16 protein-coding genes are annotated in these 16,874 nt (G+C 66.1%); 5 read left to right on the forward strand and 11 right to left on the reverse strand.

Annotated features, from left to right (window positions below):
- Positions 1-3: 3 nt before the first annotated feature.
- Both EEB18_RS20255 and EEB18_RS20260 read left to right on the forward strand, forming a co-directional pair.
- Positions 4-828, forward strand: a complete 825-nt coding sequence (locus tag EEB18_RS20255; RefSeq protein ID WP_187139891.1) for an SDR family oxidoreductase — start codon at positions 4-6, stop codon at positions 826-828.
- Positions 818-1,564 (forward strand): SDR family NAD(P)-dependent oxidoreductase, encoded by a 747-nt coding sequence (locus EEB18_RS20260; protein ID WP_187139890.1) that lies wholly within the window; start codon positions 818-820, stop codon positions 1,562-1,564. Before EEB18_RS20255 ends, EEB18_RS20260 begins: the two co-directional genes overlap by 11 nt.
- Positions 1,565-1,729: 165 nt before the next feature.
- On the opposite strand, the gene EEB18_RS20265 is transcribed toward EEB18_RS20260, so the two are convergent.
- On the reverse strand, positions 1,730-2,710 hold the full coding sequence (locus tag EEB18_RS20265) for an NAD(P)H-dependent flavin oxidoreductase (RefSeq protein ID WP_187139889.1): 981 nt from the start codon (positions 2,708-2,710) through the stop codon (positions 1,730-1,732).
- A gap of 67 nt (positions 2,711-2,777) precedes the next feature.
- On the opposite strand from EEB18_RS20265, the gene EEB18_RS20270 reads away from it, so the two are divergent.
- Positions 2,778-3,767 carry an NADPH:quinone oxidoreductase family protein gene (locus EEB18_RS20270; RefSeq protein WP_187139888.1) on the forward strand — a complete coding sequence of 330 codons (990 nt, stop codon included), beginning with the start codon at positions 2,778-2,780 and terminating at the stop codon, positions 3,765-3,767.
- Between the two features lie 109 nt (positions 3,768-3,876).
- Here EEB18_RS20270 and EEB18_RS20275 read toward each other — a convergent pair whose 3' ends face one another.
- From EEB18_RS20275 to EEB18_RS20300, 6 genes are read right to left on the reverse strand one after another with little or no spacing between them, the layout of a single operon-like run.
- Complete coding sequence (locus tag EEB18_RS20275) at positions 3,877-4,815, reverse strand: NAD(P)H-dependent flavin oxidoreductase (protein WP_187139887.1); 939 nt, start codon at positions 4,813-4,815, stop codon at positions 3,877-3,879.
- Positions 4,812-5,303, reverse strand: coding sequence for a nuclear transport factor 2 family protein (locus tag EEB18_RS20280; RefSeq protein ID WP_187139886.1), 492 nt, complete (start codon positions 5,301-5,303; stop codon positions 4,812-4,814). The genes EEB18_RS20275 and EEB18_RS20280 overlap by 4 nt, the downstream gene beginning before the upstream one ends.
- A 13-nt stretch (positions 5,304-5,316) precedes the next feature.
- The gene (locus EEB18_RS20285; RefSeq protein WP_187139885.1) at positions 5,317-6,375 is read right to left on the reverse strand and encodes a hypothetical protein; all 1,059 of its coding nucleotides are present in this window, start codon (positions 6,373-6,375) and stop codon (positions 5,317-5,319) included.
- The gene (locus tag EEB18_RS20290) at positions 6,372-7,745 is read right to left on the reverse strand and encodes a wax ester/triacylglycerol synthase domain-containing protein (RefSeq protein WP_187139884.1); all 1,374 of its coding nucleotides are present in this window, start codon (positions 7,743-7,745) and stop codon (positions 6,372-6,374) included. Before EEB18_RS20290 ends, EEB18_RS20285 begins: the two co-directional genes overlap by 4 nt.
- A gap of 4 nt (positions 7,746-7,749) precedes the next feature.
- Positions 7,750-8,745: an acyl-CoA dehydrogenase family protein gene (locus EEB18_RS20295; RefSeq protein WP_187139883.1), complete on the reverse strand. Its 996-nt coding sequence runs from the start codon at positions 8,743-8,745 to the stop codon at positions 7,750-7,752.
- Position 8,746: 1 nt separating this feature from the next.
- Complete coding sequence (locus EEB18_RS20300; protein ID WP_187139882.1) at positions 8,747-9,958, reverse strand: acyl-CoA dehydrogenase family protein; 1,212 nt, start codon at positions 9,956-9,958, stop codon at positions 8,747-8,749.
- Between the two features lie 95 nt (positions 9,959-10,053).
- Here EEB18_RS20300 and EEB18_RS20305 point away from each other — a divergent pair, with 95 nt between their 5' ends.
- Positions 10,054-10,842, forward strand: coding sequence for an acyl-CoA thioesterase domain-containing protein (locus EEB18_RS20305; RefSeq protein ID WP_187139881.1), 789 nt, complete (start codon positions 10,054-10,056; stop codon positions 10,840-10,842).
- A gap of 83 nt (positions 10,843-10,925) precedes the next feature.
- Here EEB18_RS20305 and EEB18_RS20310 read toward each other — a convergent pair whose 3' ends face one another.
- The 3 genes from EEB18_RS20310 to EEB18_RS20320 form a co-directional block, all read right to left on the reverse strand.
- Complete coding sequence (locus tag EEB18_RS20310) at positions 10,926-11,723, reverse strand: enoyl-CoA hydratase/isomerase family protein (RefSeq protein ID WP_187139880.1); 798 nt, start codon at positions 11,721-11,723, stop codon at positions 10,926-10,928.
- A complete protein-coding gene (locus tag EEB18_RS20315; RefSeq protein WP_187139879.1) occupies positions 11,716-12,513 on the reverse strand; it encodes an enoyl-CoA hydratase-related protein in 798 nt (265 codons plus the stop codon). The genes EEB18_RS20310 and EEB18_RS20315 overlap by 8 nt, the downstream gene beginning before the upstream one ends.
- A gap of 178 nt (positions 12,514-12,691) precedes the next feature.
- Positions 12,692-13,978: a MaoC family dehydratase N-terminal domain-containing protein gene (locus EEB18_RS20320; protein ID WP_187139878.1), complete on the reverse strand. Its 1,287-nt coding sequence runs from the start codon at positions 13,976-13,978 to the stop codon at positions 12,692-12,694.
- Between the two features lie 74 nt (positions 13,979-14,052).
- Between EEB18_RS20320 and EEB18_RS20325 the strand changes: the two genes are divergently transcribed.
- Positions 14,053-15,543 (forward strand): class I adenylate-forming enzyme family protein, encoded by a 1,491-nt coding sequence (locus tag EEB18_RS20325; RefSeq protein ID WP_187139877.1) that lies wholly within the window; start codon positions 14,053-14,055, stop codon positions 15,541-15,543.
- 107 nt (positions 15,544-15,650) lie between these two features.
- Here EEB18_RS20325 and EEB18_RS20330 read toward each other — a convergent pair whose 3' ends face one another.
- Positions 15,651-16,874, reverse strand: a complete 1,224-nt coding sequence (locus EEB18_RS20330; protein ID WP_187139876.1) for an acyl-CoA dehydrogenase family protein — start codon at positions 16,872-16,874, stop codon at positions 15,651-15,653.

A 16,874-nucleotide genomic window follows, 5' to 3' on the forward strand; every position in this document is an offset into this window, starting at 1 on the left:
GCGATGCGCGCATCCTTTGCGATCGAGGGGCGGACCGCCTTTGTCACCGGTGGCGGCAGCGGGATCGGCCTTGCGATCGGCCGTGCGCTAGCGCGGGAAGGTGCGCGCGTCGCGCTCGCAGACATCGACGGCGGAGCCCTCGAGCGCGAGACGGCGGCGCTGGGCGACGCGGCGATGGCGGTTGCGCTCGACGTGACCGACCGCGATGCTTGGGCGCGCGCGCGGCAGGCTGTCGAGGCGCGGTTCGGTCCGGTCTCGATCCTCATCAACAACGCGGGCATCGGCCCCGATCTCAATCCGCTCGATGCGATGCCCGAAGCGCATTTCGACCGGATCGTCGCGGTCAAGCTGACCGGCACCTATAATGGCGTCCGCTGCTTCGTCCCCGCAATGCGCGAGGCAGGTCGCGGCGGCCACGTCGTCAACACCGCGTCGATGGCCGGGCTGATCGCCAGCGCAAAGTTGGGAGGTTATACCGCGAGCAAATTTGCCGTCGTGGGCCTGAGTGAAGTGCTGCGCGCCGAACTGGAGCCCGAGGGGATCGGCGTTTCGGTGCTCTGTCCCGGACTGGTGACGACCAACCTCGGCCGAAGCACGGGGCGTGCGCCCCGAGCCGGCGGGATGGACCCGGCCATGGTCGGCGACATGGTCGTTCGCGGCATTCGCGAAAACCGGCTGCACATCGTGACCCACGGACAGCATCGCGGGCTCGTCGCCGACCGCATGGCGCGGGTAGTCGCCGCCTTTGACGATATTCCAACCGATCACCCCGACAGCCGCCCGGCGTCGGATACCCAAAAATATGAGGAACCGAAAAATGACGCCTGATCCCTTGTTCGATTTCACCGGCAAAGTCGCGCTCGTCACCGGCGGATCGCGCGGGTTGGGCTACCGGATGGTCAAGGCGCTGGCCGAACGCGGCGCCGATGTGATCGTGGCGAGCCGCAAGCTCGACAAATGCGAAGAGGTGGCGGCCGAATGCCGCGCGCTCGGCCGCCGGGCGATGGCGCATTCGGTACATTGCGGACGCTGGGACGAGATCGACGGGCTGATCGCGGCCACTTATGCGGAATTCGGCCGTGTCGACATATTGATCAACAACGCCGGCATGTCGCCCGCCTGCCCCAGCCACGAAATGCCGGAAAACCTGTTCGATTCGGTGCTGAACCTGAATTTCAAGGGGCCGTTCCGGCTCGCGAGCCAGGTCGCGCACCGGATGAGCGAGGGCGATGGCGGCACCATCATCAACATCAGTTCGACCGGCGCGCTGATGGCGCTGCCGATGGTGATTCCTTATGGGTCGGCGAAGGCGGCGCTCAACGCGATGAGCGTGTCGTTGAGCCGCGAATATGCGCCCAAGGTGCGGGTGAACACGATCAGCCCCGGACCATTCCTGACCGACATTGCCGAAGCGTGGGACGAGCGGAAGCGCGAGACGCAGCCGGTCGCGCTGAGGCGGCCGGGGAACCCCGACGAGATCGTGACCGCGGCACTGATGCTCGCGAGCCCGGCGTCGTCGTACACGACGGGGGCGCTGGTGCGAGTGGATGGCGGGCAGCTGTGAATATAATCCTCCCTGTCGCGGAGCGATGGGGAGGTGGCGGCGCGAAGCGCTGACGGAGGGGCCGACGCCCTCGATGTCTGTGCAAGGCCGCGGCCCCTCCACCACGCCCTTCGGGCGCGGTCCCCCTCCCCATCGCTTCGCGACGGGGAGGATTTTGCGCAAGGCTTACCGGCGAAACCCCGCCAGCCGCTGGTCGACGATCGCTTCGGCTTCCGAAATGATCCGGTCGATCAATTCCTGACAGGTCGGAATATCGTGGATCAGCCCCTGGATCATGCCGGCCCAGAAGACGCCCTTCGACAGGTCGCCGGTGGTCAGCAGTTCGCGGCCCGCGGTGCCGGCGACCAGTTCCTGCACGTCGCCGAACTTCGCGTCGGGCAAGGCGAGACGGCGGACGACTTCTTCGCTGACTTCGCTCTTGCCGACGCGCGCGGTGTTCTTGAAGTTGCGGAAGATCAGGAAGCTGCCGCGCTCGTCATTGTCGACATAGGCCTGTTTCACATTGTCGTGCACCGGCGCTTCCTTGGTCGCGCAAAAACGCGTGCCCATGTTGATGCCCTCGGCGCCGAGGCTGAGCGCGGCGATCAGGCCACGGCCGTCGCCGAAACCGCCCGACGCGAGCATCGGAATCTTGACCTTGTCGGCGGCGGCGGGGATCAGGATCAGCCCGGGGATATCGTCCTCGCCCGGGTGGCCCGCGCATTCGAAACCGTCGATCGAGATGATGTCGCAGCCGGCTTTCTCGGCCGACAGCGCGTGGCGGACAGCCGTGCATTTGTGCAGGATGGTGACGCCGTGCGGTTTCACCCGCGCCCAGATCTCGCGCACCGCCGGGGTGCCCGCGGTTTCCATGATCTTCACCCCGCTTTCGACGACGGCGTCGGCATAGGCGTTGTAGTCGGGCGAATTGATCGTGGGGAAGACGGTCAGGTTGACGCCGAAGGGCTTGTCGGTCATCGACCGGCACTTCTCGATCTCGTCGCGCAGCGCCTGCGGCGTCGGCTGGGTCAGCGCGGTGATGATGCCGAGGCCGCCGGCGTTCGACACCGAGCTCGCCATCTCGGCGGTGCCCACCGCCTGCATGCCGCCCTGGACGATCGGATGTTCGATCCCCAGCATTTCGGTGATCCGCGTCTTGAAACCCATCAGCTTTCCCTCCAATAGTTATATAACTTGGTTATACTTCTAAATCCGCAATGACAAGAGGTGTCCGATGACCGCTCCCCTGCCCCGCGCCGTTCGTGCCGACGAACTCGGCCCGCCCGAAAATTACGCGCTCGTCGATCATGATCCGGGGCCGCCCGCGCCCACACAAGTGAGCATTTCTATCAGGGCGGCAGGGATCAGCTTCGTCGATGTGCTGACCGCGGGTGGCGGATATCAGGTGAAGCCGCCGGTGCCCTTCATTCCGGGCAGCGAGTGCGCGGGGGTGGTGACCGCGGTCGGGGCAGAGGTCGCAGGATTGGCGGTCGGCGACAAGGTCGTCGCGAGCGGCTGGGGCGGGATGTTCGCCGACGCGACCAACCTGCCCGCGCGCACGGTGCGCAAGATGCCCGGAGCACTGTCGTTCGCGGAAGCCGCGGTCTTCCCCGTGAGCTATGCGACCGCGTGGCACGCGCTGGTCGATCGCGGCAGCCTCAAGGCGGGAGAGACCTTGCTGGTGCTCGGCGCGGGCGGCGCAACCGGCTATGCCGCGGTACAGATCGGCAAGCATCTGGGCGCGCGGGTGATCGGGTCGGCATCGAGCGAGGAAAAACGCGCGCTGGCCACTGCGGGCGGCGCCAATGCCGTGGTCGACGCGCGCGGCGACGACTGGCGCGATCAGGTCAAGGCGGCGAACGGCGGCAAGGGCGTCGACGTCGTGTTCGACCCCGTTGGTGGCGAGGCGACCGATCCGGCATTCCGCTCGCTGGCGTGGAACGGACGGCATCTGGTGATCGGCTTTCCGGGCGGGATCGCGGCGCTAAAGACCAATTTGCCGCTACTGAAAGGGGCGAGCCTGATCGGGGTCGATATCCGCCAGTTCGGCATTTTCGAACCCGAGAAGAGTGAGGCCAATCGCGATACGGTGTTCGCGCTGGCGGGCGAAGGCACGCTGCGACCGGCGGTGGCGCGGGCCTATCCGCTGGAAGAGTTTCGCGCGGCGATGACCGATGCGGCGGCGGGCAAGAGCGCAGGGCGGATCGTGTTGGTGATGGGATAATCATGTTCGTCATTGCGAGGAGCGAAGCGACGCGGCAATCCAGAGTCGCGTAGCCTGCTCTGGATTGCTTCGCTCCGCTCGCAATGACGAGGCTTTTTGGTGAGGGGGATTACGCCCAGCCCGCGGTCCGCGCCCCGAGATTGGACCGCCAGTCCGGCACCGCCGGCAAGTCCACGAACTCACCCTTCAACCGTGCCACCAACGCATCCACCGGCTCGACAGCGTCGATCAGCCCGGCACTCTGCCCGGCGCTCCAAATGTCGCGCCAGGGTATCACGCCCTCGGGCATCGGCGAGCGCGTGTTGGGCAGCGTTTTCGCATCGAGGCCGACCGCCTCGATAGATTGCCGCATCCAGTGCGCGGGAACGCCGTTCATCGCCGCCGAGGCTACGATATCGTCGGCGCTCACCGCCGGGATCATCGACCGGTGGCCCTCGACCACCCCGCTCTCAGGCGTCGCGATAAAGCGCGTGCCCATGCAGGCGATGTCGCCGCCCAGCGCGAGCGAGGCGGCGATGCCATGCGCGTCGGCGATGCCGCCCGCGACAATCAGCAGCCCGCCGAACATCCGCCGCACCGCGGGAACAAACGCCATCGGTGTCAAAAACCCAGTATGCCCGCCTGCGCCGGCGCAGGTCAGCATCAGCCCGTCCGCCCCCGCCGCGATCGCCTTTTCGGCGTGTTTCATCGTCGTCACGTCGTGGACGACGCGCCCGCCCCAGCCATGGACACGCTCGACGAGTGCCGACGGATCGCCGAGGCTCGAGAGGACGAGAGGGACGCGGTAGCGTTCGAGCAGCGCAAGGCGGTCGGCGGCCTTGGGATCGGCACCCCAGCGCGCCGGCATGTTGACGATCGGCGGCGCGGCGCCTTCGATGCCGGCGAGCGCCGCCAGATAGTTTTCGAACTGTTCAAAGGGCGTGATCGTGCCGCCCTGCCAGCCGCCGATCACGCCCGCTTGGCAACAGGCGACCGCGAGCGGGACCGACGAGGCGAAGCTCATCGGCGCACACATCAGGGGAAGCGAGAGGTTGGAAAAGATCGTCATCCGCGCGTCTTGGCAGATTTTTTCGCGTCCTGCGCCTGTTTGAACGCAGCCTTGTGTGCGGCCTGCTCTTCCGCCGAATAGACGCGCTGGTGGATATCCTGATAAAAGACGATCTTGCCGTCCTTGACCTGATAGACCCCGACCCAAGGCTGTTCGTCGTTCGGTGCATGCAGCGTCCAGAAGGCCCAGCCGACATTGCCATCGGTGACCAGCCGGTCGAGCGTGCAGCAGCCGTCGCCCGCCCCTTCGAACTGCGCGAGGAATCTGGTCGCCGCTTCCTTGCCCTCATGTCGTCCCCAGATCGGGTCGATGAAGACGATGTCGTCGGCGAGCAGCGCCCCGTTGGCGCCGAAGCGGTTCGCGTCCGTGTTCTTCCAGAACGCTTCCATCACCGCCTTGGCATCGCGCTCCGGCGTCGTGGCTTCGGGCTTTGGCTGGCATCCGGCTAGCGCAACCGCCGCCGTCAGCCCGATCAGGATTTTCCGCATATCCCCCCTTATTTCAGACAGTCGCCTTCAGCGCGTCGAGCACCCGGACATAATGGACCGGATTCCATACGTCCTGATCCTCGCCCCAGCCGATGCCGCCGTCGATGTCCCAGCGCATCAGCTGGTTCACGCCATAACCCGCTTCGCTCATCGTGCTGACGACGAAGCCTTCGCTCTTCATTTCGCGGCCTTGGTCGTCGACCAGTTCGACCTGCATATGCGTGCTCCAGCCGGTTTTCGGGCTACGAAACACGCGCATGCGCGATTGGCTCGAATCGAGGCTGCCAAAGCTCCCGTCGCGGCGGATCCAGCCGGCGTTCATCGGCGACCAGCCGTCGGCGTCGCCGTCCTGCACGCGCGCGAAGCCGAGGAAGCCGGTGCCGTCGCGGCGGTGGCCGAAGATATACTGGATCCGTCCGCGGCCGCGCTCACGCTCGATCTCGCGCCAGCGCGCGCCGCCGGGGTGCTTCACGCGTTCGATGTCGCTGGCATAGACTTTCGGGCTCGCCGCATAGGGCCCGCCGCGCGGCCCCCAGGTGCGGTCGCGCACCCCGATGCCGTCGATGCGAATCTTTTCGCCGCGCAGGGTCATCCAGCCTTCGACATGGCCAAGTTGGTCGTAATGCGGGGTCGCCATGAACGGCGGCTTGCCCGGCGGGAAGCGGTGCGGTTCGTGGAGGCCCGTGTGGGTGAAATCGAGCGCGAAACCGCGCGACGCGTCCTCGTACTGGAGGTGATATTTCATCCCCGGCTCGATCATCTTGAGGCTGTAGCCGCCACCGTTCTTGTCGCCGGGAAAGACGATGTCGGTGAGATCGGGCGCGTCGGGCATCGCCGCTTCCTCGACCTTGCGATAATAGGCCATGCGCGCCTGGTCATAGCCCTCGTCATCCCAGGCGAAGATGCGCCAGGTGACCGCCTTGCGGTTCTGATAATAGGGCGCATGGATCCAGCAGCCGATCTTGCGTTCGGGGATGTTGAACGACCACCAGTTGGTCTCGGTTTCATACGGATCATCGGATAGCTGATGGTAACGGTCGTCTTCCGGCTTGAACGCCAGGTCGTCGGTCATGCAATGGTCTCCAGTTCGTCGAGCGCGGCGGCGAACAGCGCCGCGATGCGGCCCGCGTCGGCGATTTTTTCGGCATCGGCGATCACGCCCATGTCGAGATTGTCGCCGCTACGCCGCGAAGTGATGTTGAGAAAGCGGCCCGAGCCGATGATCGGCACGGGGTAATTGTTGCGCTGGCGAAAGCCGGCATAGCTGCGCGCCTCGGCCGGGCCGGGCACGTTCGACAACGTCAAATTGCCGGGGATCAGGCGTTTGCCGCCCGCCAGCCGCTCGGCAAAGGCGATGCGGCGATCCTTGGCGCCGAAAGGCTTTTCAGCGGCGTCGAGCAGCGCCTCGTCGTGCGGGGTACGGCGCATCTCGGCGGCCATCGACGCCTGGATCGCGCGCAGGCGTTCGACGGGGTCGGCGAGGTGCGTCGCGAGATGCGGATGCAGCGCGACGATGCGGTTGCCGAAATCGCCATGGTCTGGACGGCGATAGGACCGCGCCGAATTGACGACGAGCGGCGTGCCGGGAAGATCGTCGATCTCGATCAGATATTCGCGGAGCGCCGTGCTGGCGAGCGTCAGGAAGACATCGTTGACCGTGGCTCCGAGAGCCTTGCCGACCGCCTTCACGCGCGCGAGCGGCAGGCTGATCGTCGCGTAGCGGCGGCGTGCCGAGGTCGAGCCCGACATCTTGAGCTGCGGCGTCGGGGCGCGGTCGCCCTTATGGGCTTCGAGCTTGGCGAGCGCGTCCCGGCGGCGCTCCGACTGTTCGGCGCGCTGCGCGGCCTCGTCGGCGAAACGCGTTTGCGCCAGCACGCGCCACGTCCCGCCGTCGGGCAACGCCGCGTCGGCGGTGCGCTGCGGTGCCGGTGGCGCGGCGTCGCTGAGCAGGGCGAGGACGGTCTGAAAACCGATACCGTCGGCGACGCTGTGGTGCATCTTGAGGTAGAGCGCGCTGCCGCCGTGCGCGAGCCGTTCGAAGACATGCGCCGCGAAGGGCGGACCTTCGAGGTCGAGCCGCCGCATGTTGAGCATCGCGACGGCCGCATGAAGCTCGTCGTCGGCCCACGCACCGGGATGCGGCTGGACCGCGACGAGCGCGTCGAGGTTGCAACTCGCGAGGTCCGCCCAGACGTCCGAATCGAAACCGTCGGGCGCTTCGTGCAGCCGCGCGAGCAGCGGCGTCGCCGGCAGACGCTCGGCGAATTGGCGGCGGATCGCAGCGGCGAAAACGTCCTGCCGGTCGGGCGGCACATCGAGCATTATCAGGGCCCCGACATGCATCGGCGACGCGTCGGTTTCGGACAGGATCATGAAATGATCGTCGGGGCGCAACCGGCGGACGCCGGGGACAAGTTGCAGCCGGTCGCGAGCGCCGCTCACCCCGTCACCACCCCGCGAGGACCGCCGCCCGCGCGCGATGCGCGGCCGGGCTTCCGAGCCATGCCCGGTCAAAAGCCGCGCGACGAAACCAGTAATGGAGTCCATATTCCCAAGTGTACCCGATGCCCCCATGCGCGGCGACCGCCGCCCGGGTCGACCGGACGTAGATGTCACACAGATGGGCCTTTGCCATCGCGGCCGCACGCGGCGCGTCGGGGAGGCCCGCATCCCAGGCATAGGCGGCGTACCACAGGAGCGCACGCGCCGGCTCCACATCGAGCGCCATATGCGCGAGCTGGTGCTTGAGCGCCTGGAAACGCCCGATCGGCTGGCCGAACTGTTCGCGCTCCTTGGCGTAGGCGACGCTCATGTCGGTGACCTTCTGCGCGCCGCCGAGCGCGTCGGCGGCGACGAGGACGAGCGCCGCGTCGGCGAGACGACCGGTCATCGGGTCGCTCGCGGCGAAGAGCGTCTCGCCAGCATCGGCGGGAATCGCGACCTTCGATACAGGGCGGCTGCGGTCGGCGGCCTTGACCGCCTCGATCGCCGCGTCGACCGCGGCGACAAGGCGGACCCCGGCTTCGCGGTCGACAATCAGGAAAAAGTCGGCGGCGCGCGCGCAAGGGACAAACGCGCTGCCGCCGTGGACCAGCGTCGCGACCTTTTCGCCGCTCGCCAGCGTTTCGAGATGGGATTTTGCTGCGCCATTGTCGCTGCACGCAGCGGCGGCGACGGCGAGAAGCTGGCCGATCAGCGGCCCCGGTGCCGCCGCCTCGCCCACGACCTCGCACACCAGCGCGGCGTCGAGCAGCCCCATCCCGCTGTCGGGCGCGAGCGTGCCGCCGAGGCCGAGCGCCATCAGCGCATCCCAGCTGGTGCGGTCGAAATCATCGTCGCCATCGGCAAAGGCATGAAGCCGCTCGATCGGCCAGGCACCGGCGAGCGTGCCGCGCACCGCGTCCTGGATCGCCGTCTGTTCTTCGGTCAGGTGGAAATGCATCTCAGCGCTCCCCGCTCATCGCGAGGTCGCGCGGCAGCCCGAGCCCGCGTTCGCCGACGATGTTGCGCTGGATGTTCGACGCGCCGCCGGCGATCGAATTGCCGAGGCTACCCATGATCTGGTCGAGCCATTTTTCGGGCCCGCGCGGCCCGCGATTGCCGCGTCCGCCCGCACCCACGGGCTCAAGGAAGCCATGCTCACCGATCAGGTCCTGCGCGAGCAGCGCCATCTCGTGCCCGATTTCGGTGAGCAAAAGCTTCATCATCAGCGCGACCGGGCCGGGATCCTCGCCTGCCGCCGCACAGCTGAACAGGCGGTAGCTGGTGTAGCGGTGCGAAAGGACCGAGCCTTCGATCTGGGCGAGCTTGTCGCGAACGATCAGATCGTCGATGCGGCCGACCTCCTTCGCCAATTCGACCAGCTTGGCGAACTGGCGCCCGAGCCCGTCGGCGCCGCCGATGCTCGCGCGTTCGTGCTTGAGCGTCGTGCGGCTGACGTACCAGCCCTGCCCGCGTTCACCGACCTGCCAGCTCACCGGCGTCTCGGCGTTGTCGAAGAAAAATTCGCAGAAGGTGTGATCGCCCTCCTCGCCGGTCATCTGGCGGATCGGGCGGCGGGTGACACCGGGCTGGTCGAGGTCGATCAGCAAATAGGTGATGCCGTCATGCTTCGGCGCGTCGGGTTCGGTGCGCACGAGCATGAACATGTGCGTCGATTGCATGCCTTGCGACGTCCAGATTTTCTGGCCGTTGATGATCCATTTTTTGCCGTCGGGCGACAGCTCGCCCTTGGTGCGCACGCTCGCGAGGTCGCTGCCCGAGCCGGGTTCGGAATAGCCCTGCCCCCAGATATAATCGCCCGACACCGTCTTGCGGATGAAAAGGTCCTTCTGCTCGTCACTGCCCTTTTCGAGCAGGGTCGGCACGGTCATGTTCATGCCGTTGCCGCCGACTTCCATCGGGGCGCGGGCGCGCGCGAACTCCTCGCGGATCACCTGCGCTTTGATGACGTCGACGCTTTGCTCGGATCCACCATATATTTTCGGGATCGCGCGGTAGAGATAGCCAGCGTCGGTCGCCTGGGCGCGAAAGGTGCGGATGAAGGCCTTGAGATCGGCGCCGCGCAGGTCGGCAGCCGGGGGCCAGCGCGACGACAGAAAGGCGCGGACCTCCGTACGAAAGACCTCGGCGGCCTCGCCATAGCTCAGATCCATCGCTCGCTCTCCCTTGTCGATGGTGATTCTATGCTTGAGTTATATAACTACGTCAACCATGTTGTACGGCGTGCGAAGCATGGTAGGAGGCGCCGATGAACAGCACCACCGACCCGATCCCCCATTATTTCGTCCACACCGAGGAAGGTTTCGAGCCCACCGGCCTGTCACGCAACCCCTGGTTCGCCGATGCGGTCGCGGGCGGGCCGATCTCGGCGCTGTTCGCGCATGCGATCGAGCAAGCCGGTTTCGATCCGGGGTTCGAAATTTGCCGCGTGACGATCGACTTTTTGGGCATCGTGCCGCGCGCACCGCTGGTCCCGCGCATCGTCCCGGTGCGCCAGGGGCGACAGGCGCAGCTTTACCGCATCGAACTGCTGGCGGGCGCGAAGATGGTCGCGCAGGCGCATGTGCTGCTGGCACGGCAGCTCGACACCCCCGAATTCCATCCCCCACACCCGCACCCCGCGCCCGAGGATGTGCCCGAGGATGATTTCCTGATCGGCGCGAGCATGGCGGGGGCGATCCGGACGCGGCCGGTCATGGGCCAGGTGCGCGAACCGGGGCGCGGCGTGGCTTGGATGTGCATGAACGGCGAGGTCGTGCGCGGCGTGCCGGCGTCGCCCTTCGTCAAGGCGTGCCTGTTCGCCGATTTCGGCAATGGCGTCGGCAGCGCGACGCATGCGCATGAATGGAGCTATGCGAACCTCGACATCGGCATCCAGTTCTTTCGCATGCCGCGCGGCGCATGGCTGCTGCTCGACGCCCACACCGAAGGCGCGGGCAACGGGCATGCGGTGGCGCAGAATCTCTTCGCCGACGAGGACGGCGTCTATGCCAAGGGCACGCAGACGATCTTCGTCGCGCCGGGGTCGCGGCGGTAGCAATCTCCGGCCATCCAGTTTGCGCAAGCCCGATAGCTGGAGATCGCCGCGTCGCCTTCGGCTCCTCGCAATGACGAGGTGAGTTATTCGCCCCTAAAAACCGGCGCGCGCTTCTCGGTGACCGCAGCCAGCCCCTCGCGGTGATCCTGGCTACCGAGCAATAGCGCCTGATTGGGCAAATTGGCCTGCCATTCGGCCTCCATGCTGCTTTCGAGCGCGCGCTGGATCGATTGCTTCACCGTCGCATAGCCGAGCGGGGCCGATGCGGCGAGTTCGCGCGCGAGGTCCATGCCGCGCGCGGCGAGTTCGTCCTTCGCGACCACCTCGCTCACCAGACCGATGCTCAACGCTTCCTCGGCCCGCACCTGTTTCCCGCGCAGGCACATTTCCATCGCGCGGCCGAGCCCGACGATGCGCGGCAGCAGGAAGGTGCCGCCGAGCGGCGGCATGATGCCGAGCTTGATCCAGCTTTCCTGGAACATCGCGCTGTCGGCGGCGATGCGGAAATCGCAGGCGAGCGCGAGTTCGCAGCCGACCGTCACCGCCGCGCCCTGCACCAGCGCGAGCGTCGGTTTCGGACAGCGGTATATGGCGCGGGCGGCGCCCTGAAAATTGGCGTAGACGGTGTCCTTGATCTCGCTCGCCGCCATGCCGGTGAGTTTTTGCAGGAAGGCGAAATCGGCGCCAACCGAGAAATGCTTGCCCTCCGCCGCGAGGATGATTGCGCGGACGTCGCGGTCGGCTGAGAGGGTAACAAACGCATCACGAATCTCGCCAAGCATTTCGGGCGAGGAAGCGTTGCCGATGTCGGCGCGCGCGACGGTGACGGCGGCGATACCGGCATCATGGCGGTCGATGCGGATATGCGCAAAATCAGCCATCGGGGTTTTCGGCCTTCTTCTTCTCGCGCCAGATCATCGCGGTCGCGCTGGTCGACAGCCCCATGTTGAGCGCCTCGGCATCGAGCGCGGCCTCGAACGCCCAATCCTCGGCATTGTTGAGGTTCGCCTTCATATAGCGATAGCCCATGCGCGGGCCGTCGGCGAGGCGGCGGGCAGCTTTCATCGTTTCGCCGACCAGCACGTCGTCGTCGAACAGGCGGGTGTAGAGTCCCTTGGCGAAGGCCTCATCGGCGGTCAGTTTTTCACCGAGCAGGAAAAGCTCGCGCGCGACGCCGGTGCCGACGATCTTGGTCCAGAACCAGGTCGATCCGAAATCGCCCCCCGCGCCGATGCGGTCGAACGCGGTCAGGAAGCTGGCGCTTTTCGCGGCGAAGCGCAGGTCGCACGCCCCCGCGATGCCGATGCCCGCCCCGGCGACGGGACCGTTCACCATCGCGATCGTCGGCTTGGGCATTTCGTGGAGCAGGCGCGACGTTTCCATGAAGGTGCGGAGGCGCACATGACCCTGTTCGGTGCGGCTGCCGCTGTCGGCATTGGCGGGAACGACCGCCTTGTCGGCGCCGCCCTCCTTCAAATCGCCGCCGGCGCAAAAGCCCCTGCCTGCCCCGGTGACGACGACGCAGCCGACCGACGCATCGCGCGCCGCATCGGCGCAGGCGTCGGCGAGCGGCGCCATGATCGAACCGGTCAGCGCGTTGAGCCGGTCGGGCCGGTTGAGGGTGATGGTGCGGACCCCCGCATCATCGTCGATCAATATTTCGTCAGCCATAATTCCTCCCCGTGCGACACATCATTTATCACGAGTTTGGTTCCTCGGCGGCTCCGCAAATACTTCGTCATTGCGAGCGAAGCGAAGCAATCCAGAGCGGTTTACGCGCGCTCTGGATTGCCGCGTCGCTTCGCTCCTCGCAATGACGACGTGAACGCGATCGGCGATCGGCTTCCGGTCAATCCCCGCCGAGTTCGCGGTGGCGCGCCAGCATCTGAACCGCCTTTTGCGCGAGTTCCTCGGGAACCTGCGGATAGAGCGGCTGCGGGCGATCCTTGCTCGGCAGCGCGATCGTCGCGGTGGCGCGCACCGTTTCCTCGTCGCGCTGGTTGGTGAATTTCACCGCAACATCGACGAGGTTCTGGCCACCCTCCTGGCGCTTCGCCAGCACTTCGCCGGTGACGCGCTGGACGTCGCCCATATAGTTGAACTTGCGGATCTCATCATGGATGTGGGTGATGACGGCGTCGTCGCCGGCCCAGTCGCTGAGATATTGCCACAGGTAATTTTCGCGCATGACTCCATAGTCATAGGCCATCGGATTGCCGATCGCCTGCGCCCACACCGGGTCCCAGTGCAGCCGCTGCGCGACGTCGGGAATGCCATGCTCGTTCTTGACGTAAAAGGCCGGGATGCGCTGGCGGTTCTTGTGCGCGAGGCGGTTGGCGGTCGGGGCATAGGGCACGAAGCCGTAACCGCCGGCGTGGAAACAGATGACGTCGGTGACGGTCAGCGGGCCTTTCGCCTGCAGTCCCACCGAATCGCCCTTTGCGACGCTTTCGAACCAGCGCTTTTCGGCACCCTGGACGCGTTCGGCGGCGTAGATGCCCTCGATCGCCTGCATTTCCTCGTCGGTATAGCTCGCGGGTTCGATCGCCGAATATTTGCCCTTCTTGGCCGCCGTCTTGCGCTCGGTTAGCACGCGCAGGATGCGATAGACCGCGACGACCTCGCCGCGCTGGTTGATCTTCACGTCACGGCGATTGGTGATCACCGAGCGCCCGGCGAATTCGGACTGCTTGACCTCGCACGTCTCGTCGCCGTTGAAGCTGTAGATGGTGTCGCCCGGAAAGATCGGGCGATAGAAATCCCATTGCGACCCCGACACGAAAACGTGGATGCCACGGAACAGGCTTTTCTTGAGAGCCTTGATCTCGTCGGGAATCGGGTCGCCCTTCATCGGCTTGTTGATGATGCCCGCCATCATGCCCGGTGCGATCACGCTGCCCCAGCGGGTCTTCTTGGCATAATTGGGATCGGTGTAGAGCGGCTTGTCGTCGCCCATGCCGTGCGCGAAGTTGCGGATATTATCCTCGGTCGCGGTCTGGATATATTCGCGAGTCTTCGCCGCCTGATCGAATCCCAGCAATTTGCGCTGCCGCTCGATATCCTCGTCGGTAATCTCATAGGCGACGGCTTTCTGCCACTCATCGCTCTGCTTGATGTCGCTTTTCGCCTCGGCCATCACTATCTCCCTTGTCACGAGTTGTATAACTAGGTAATACATGCTCAAGAATGACGCAAGGGGATAAAGCCGCAATGGAAGTTCGCCGCATCAGCGATGCCTTGAAGGTGCGCGCGACGCACCAGTCGAATGACATCGCGCACGACGACACGCGGCGGCAAATCACCTTCGCCGAATGGGACCGCGAAGCCGACGAAGTGGGCGGCGGGCTGGCGGCGGCGGGGCTGGTTCCCGGCGACCGGGTATTCCTGCCGATCAGCAATGCGCATGCGATCGAGATGGCGATCGCGGTGTTCGCGGTGTTCCGCGCCGGCGGCATCGCCTGCCCGATCAGCACGCGCCTCAACCCGCGGGAAATCGCCGATTATGCGGCCTTGTGCGAACCGCGCTTCTGCCTGACCGATGCGCCCGATTTGATGAAGGATGTGCCGCTTGCCGGTTGCTGGCGCGTCGATGCCATGCCGCGCGATATCGCGGCGCTGCCCGACCAGACGAGCCTCGACCCGGCGGCCGACGCCGAAATCCTCGGCACCTCGGGCACGACCGGCAAGATCAAGGGCGTGGTGATATCGCACCCCGATCTGATGACCGGCGTCACCGGCCTCAACATGGACCGCTCGCGCTCGACGCTGAACGCGCTGCCGCTCACCGGGTCCGGCGGCAACATCGGCATCGTGATGCTGCCCGCGCGCGGCGGCGCGACCGCGATCACCCAGCAGAAATTCGATCCGAAGGGCTTTCTGGAGCTGGCGAAGGAAAAGCGGCCGAATCTTGTCTACCTGGTGCCGTCGATGCTGCGGCTCGTGCTCGATCATCCCGATGTCGCCGATTACGACATGGAGGGAGTCAAATATCTGATGACCGGCACCGCGCCGCTGCCGCATGATTCGGTGAAGCGCGCGGCCGAACTGTGGCCGCACCTGCGCATACGTAACAGCTATGGCATGTCCGAGGGCGGCGTGGGCTTGGGCACGACCAGCCAGGAACAGGTGCTCAAACCCGGCTGCGTCGGCAAGCTACCCGCGCATATGCAGATCCGCGACGAGGGCGGCAATGTCATCACCGAAGCGGGCGTCGTCGGCGAGATCTACGGCTGGCAGAAGCATGCACGGCGTTACTGGAACGATGAAGAAGCGACCGCAGCGAGCTTCAAGGGCGGCTGGACCAAGACCGGCGACCTCGGCTTCGTCGATGCTGACGGCGATCTGATCATGGCCGGCCGGTCGAAGGAACTGATCATTCGCGGCGGCTACAACATCACCCCGCTCGAGATCGAGACGGTGCTGCATTTGCATCCCGCGGTCCAGCAGGCGGCGGTGGTCGGCGTCCCGCATGAGGTGCTGGGCGAGGATATCGCGGCGGCGGTGACTTTGCGCCCCGGCTGCGGCGAAGCGACCGCCGACGACATCATCGCCTTCTGCAAGGCGCATCTCGGCGACAACAAGGTGCCGCGGACCTTGGTGGTGATGGATCACATGCCACTCAACCCGAACGGGAAGATCCTGAAGAAGGATCTGGCGGGGCCGCTGGCAAAGGCGGCGGAAGCGCGGCGGCGGGCGGCGTAGCTCTCCAACACTCGTCATTGCGAGCGGAGCGAAGCAATCCAGGGCGGTTTACGCCACTCTGGATTGCCGCGTCGCCTTCGGCTCCTCGCAATGACGAGGATTGGGACTTAACCCTTCAACGTCTCGAACGGCACATTCTTGTCCATGCGCACCTCGCCGGGCATGCCGAGCACGCGTTCGGCGATTTGGTTGCGCAGCACCTCGTCGGCACCGCCCGCGATGCGCATCACGGTCGAATAGATATAGTCGTACTGGACGTCGCCGGTCGCGGTATCCCCGGCCTCGGGCGCGATGCCCGCGAGGCCGCGCAGTTCGAGCGCGAGGCCGTTGGTCTTCTGGTAGCGACCGGCATAGGCGAGTTTGACCATGCCCGCGAGCGCGCCGGGGTTCTCGCCCTTCGACACCATCGTGCGCAGCCGCGCCTGGAAAAAGCGTTCGCCCTGCTCCTCGGCCAGCGCCTCGGCGAGTTGCTGGCGGATCGCGCGGTCGTCGAGCATCGTGCCGCCATGGCCATCGGGGGTCGCGGCGGCATAGTCGATCAGCGGCTCGACCCCGCTGCGATGCGCGCCCGAGCCGAGCCGTTCACCCATCAGCACCGTCATGCAGCACGCCCAACCCTCGCCCTCGGCGCCGAGCCGGTTGGCGTCGGGGATGCGGACGTCGGTGAGGAAGGTTTCGTTGAACTCGCTCGCCCCCGAAATCTGGCGGATCGGGCGGGTTTCGATGCCCGGCGTCTTCATGTCGACGACGAAGAAGGTCAGCCCCTTGTGCTTGGGCAAGGTCGGGTCGGTGCGCACGACGAGGATGCCCCAGTCGGTCAGATGCGCCCAGCTCGACCAGACTTTCTGGCCGTTGACGATCCAGTCGCCGCTACCATCGTCGGCGCGCACCGCCTTGGTGCGCAGCGCGGCAAGATCCGAGCCAGCGGCGGGTTCGGAAAAGAGCTGGCACCAGGTGGTGTCGCCCTTCAGCGTCGCCTCGATGAAGCGCGCTTTCTGTTCGTCACTGCCGTGCTTCGCGATGACGGGCAGCGCCATGCCGGTGCCGATCGAGGTGAAGGGGCCCTTGGGCAGCTGATATTTGCCCTCTTCCTCGGCGAAGATCACCGCTTCGGGTCCCGACAGGCCGCGCCCGCCGAGCGCCTTGGGAAAGGTCAGTCCCGACCAGCCGCCGGCGTAAAGCGCGCGCATCCAGGCGCGGCCGCGATCGGCCTCTTCGGTGTCGGGCATCTTCTCACCGGGCGTCAGCACGTGCGCGGGGGCGTGAGCGGCGAGCCAGGCGCGTGCTTCGGCGCGGAAGGCGGCTTCCGCCGGGCTGTCGTTGAAATCCAT

Origin of the sequence: Sphingopyxis sp. OPL5 (assembly GCF_003797775.2) — a bacterium.
GTDB lineage: Bacteria > Pseudomonadota > Alphaproteobacteria > Sphingomonadales > Sphingomonadaceae > Sphingopyxis.

Coding starts and splice junctions, on each gene's coding strand:
- EEB18_RS20295 (WP_187139883.1), bottom strand. CDS start 8,745: ATGCATTTCCACCTGACCGAAGAACAGACGGCGATCCAGGACGCGGTG.
- EEB18_RS20330 (WP_187139876.1), bottom strand. CDS start 16,874: ATGGATTTCAACGACAGCCCGGCGGAAGCCGCCTTCCGCGCCGAAGCA.
- EEB18_RS20325 (WP_187139877.1), top strand. CDS start 14,053: ATGGAAGTTCGCCGCATCAGCGATGCCTTGAAGGTGCGCGCGACGCAC.
- EEB18_RS20285 (WP_187139885.1), bottom strand. CDS start 6,375: ATGACCGACGACCTGGCGTTCAAGCCGGAAGACGACCGTTACCATCAG.
- EEB18_RS20265 (WP_187139889.1), bottom strand. CDS start 2,710: ATGGGTTTCAAGACGCGGATCACCGAAATGCTGGGGATCGAACATCCG.
- EEB18_RS20255 (WP_187139891.1), top strand. CDS start 4: ATGCGCGCATCCTTTGCGATCGAGGGGCGGACCGCCTTTGTCACCGGT.
- EEB18_RS20300 (WP_187139882.1), bottom strand. CDS start 9,958: ATGGATCTGAGCTATGGCGAGGCCGCCGAGGTCTTTCGTACGGAGGTC.
- EEB18_RS20320 (WP_187139878.1), bottom strand. CDS start 13,978: ATGGCCGAGGCGAAAAGCGACATCAAGCAGAGCGATGAGTGGCAGAAA.
- EEB18_RS20280 (WP_187139886.1), bottom strand. CDS start 5,303: ATGCGGAAAATCCTGATCGGGCTGACGGCGGCGGTTGCGCTAGCCGGA.
- EEB18_RS20315 (WP_187139879.1), bottom strand. CDS start 12,513: ATGGCTGACGAAATATTGATCGACGATGATGCGGGGGTCCGCACCATC.
- EEB18_RS20305 (WP_187139881.1), top strand. CDS start 10,054: ATGAACAGCACCACCGACCCGATCCCCCATTATTTCGTCCACACCGAG.
- EEB18_RS20270 (WP_187139888.1), top strand. CDS start 2,778: ATGACCGCTCCCCTGCCCCGCGCCGTTCGTGCCGACGAACTCGGCCCG.
- EEB18_RS20275 (WP_187139887.1), bottom strand. CDS start 4,815: ATGACGATCTTTTCCAACCTCTCGCTTCCCCTGATGTGTGCGCCGATG.
- EEB18_RS20310 (WP_187139880.1), bottom strand. CDS start 11,723: ATGGCTGATTTTGCGCATATCCGCATCGACCGCCATGATGCCGGTATC.
- EEB18_RS20260 (WP_187139890.1), top strand. CDS start 818: ATGACGCCTGATCCCTTGTTCGATTTCACCGGCAAAGTCGCGCTCGTC.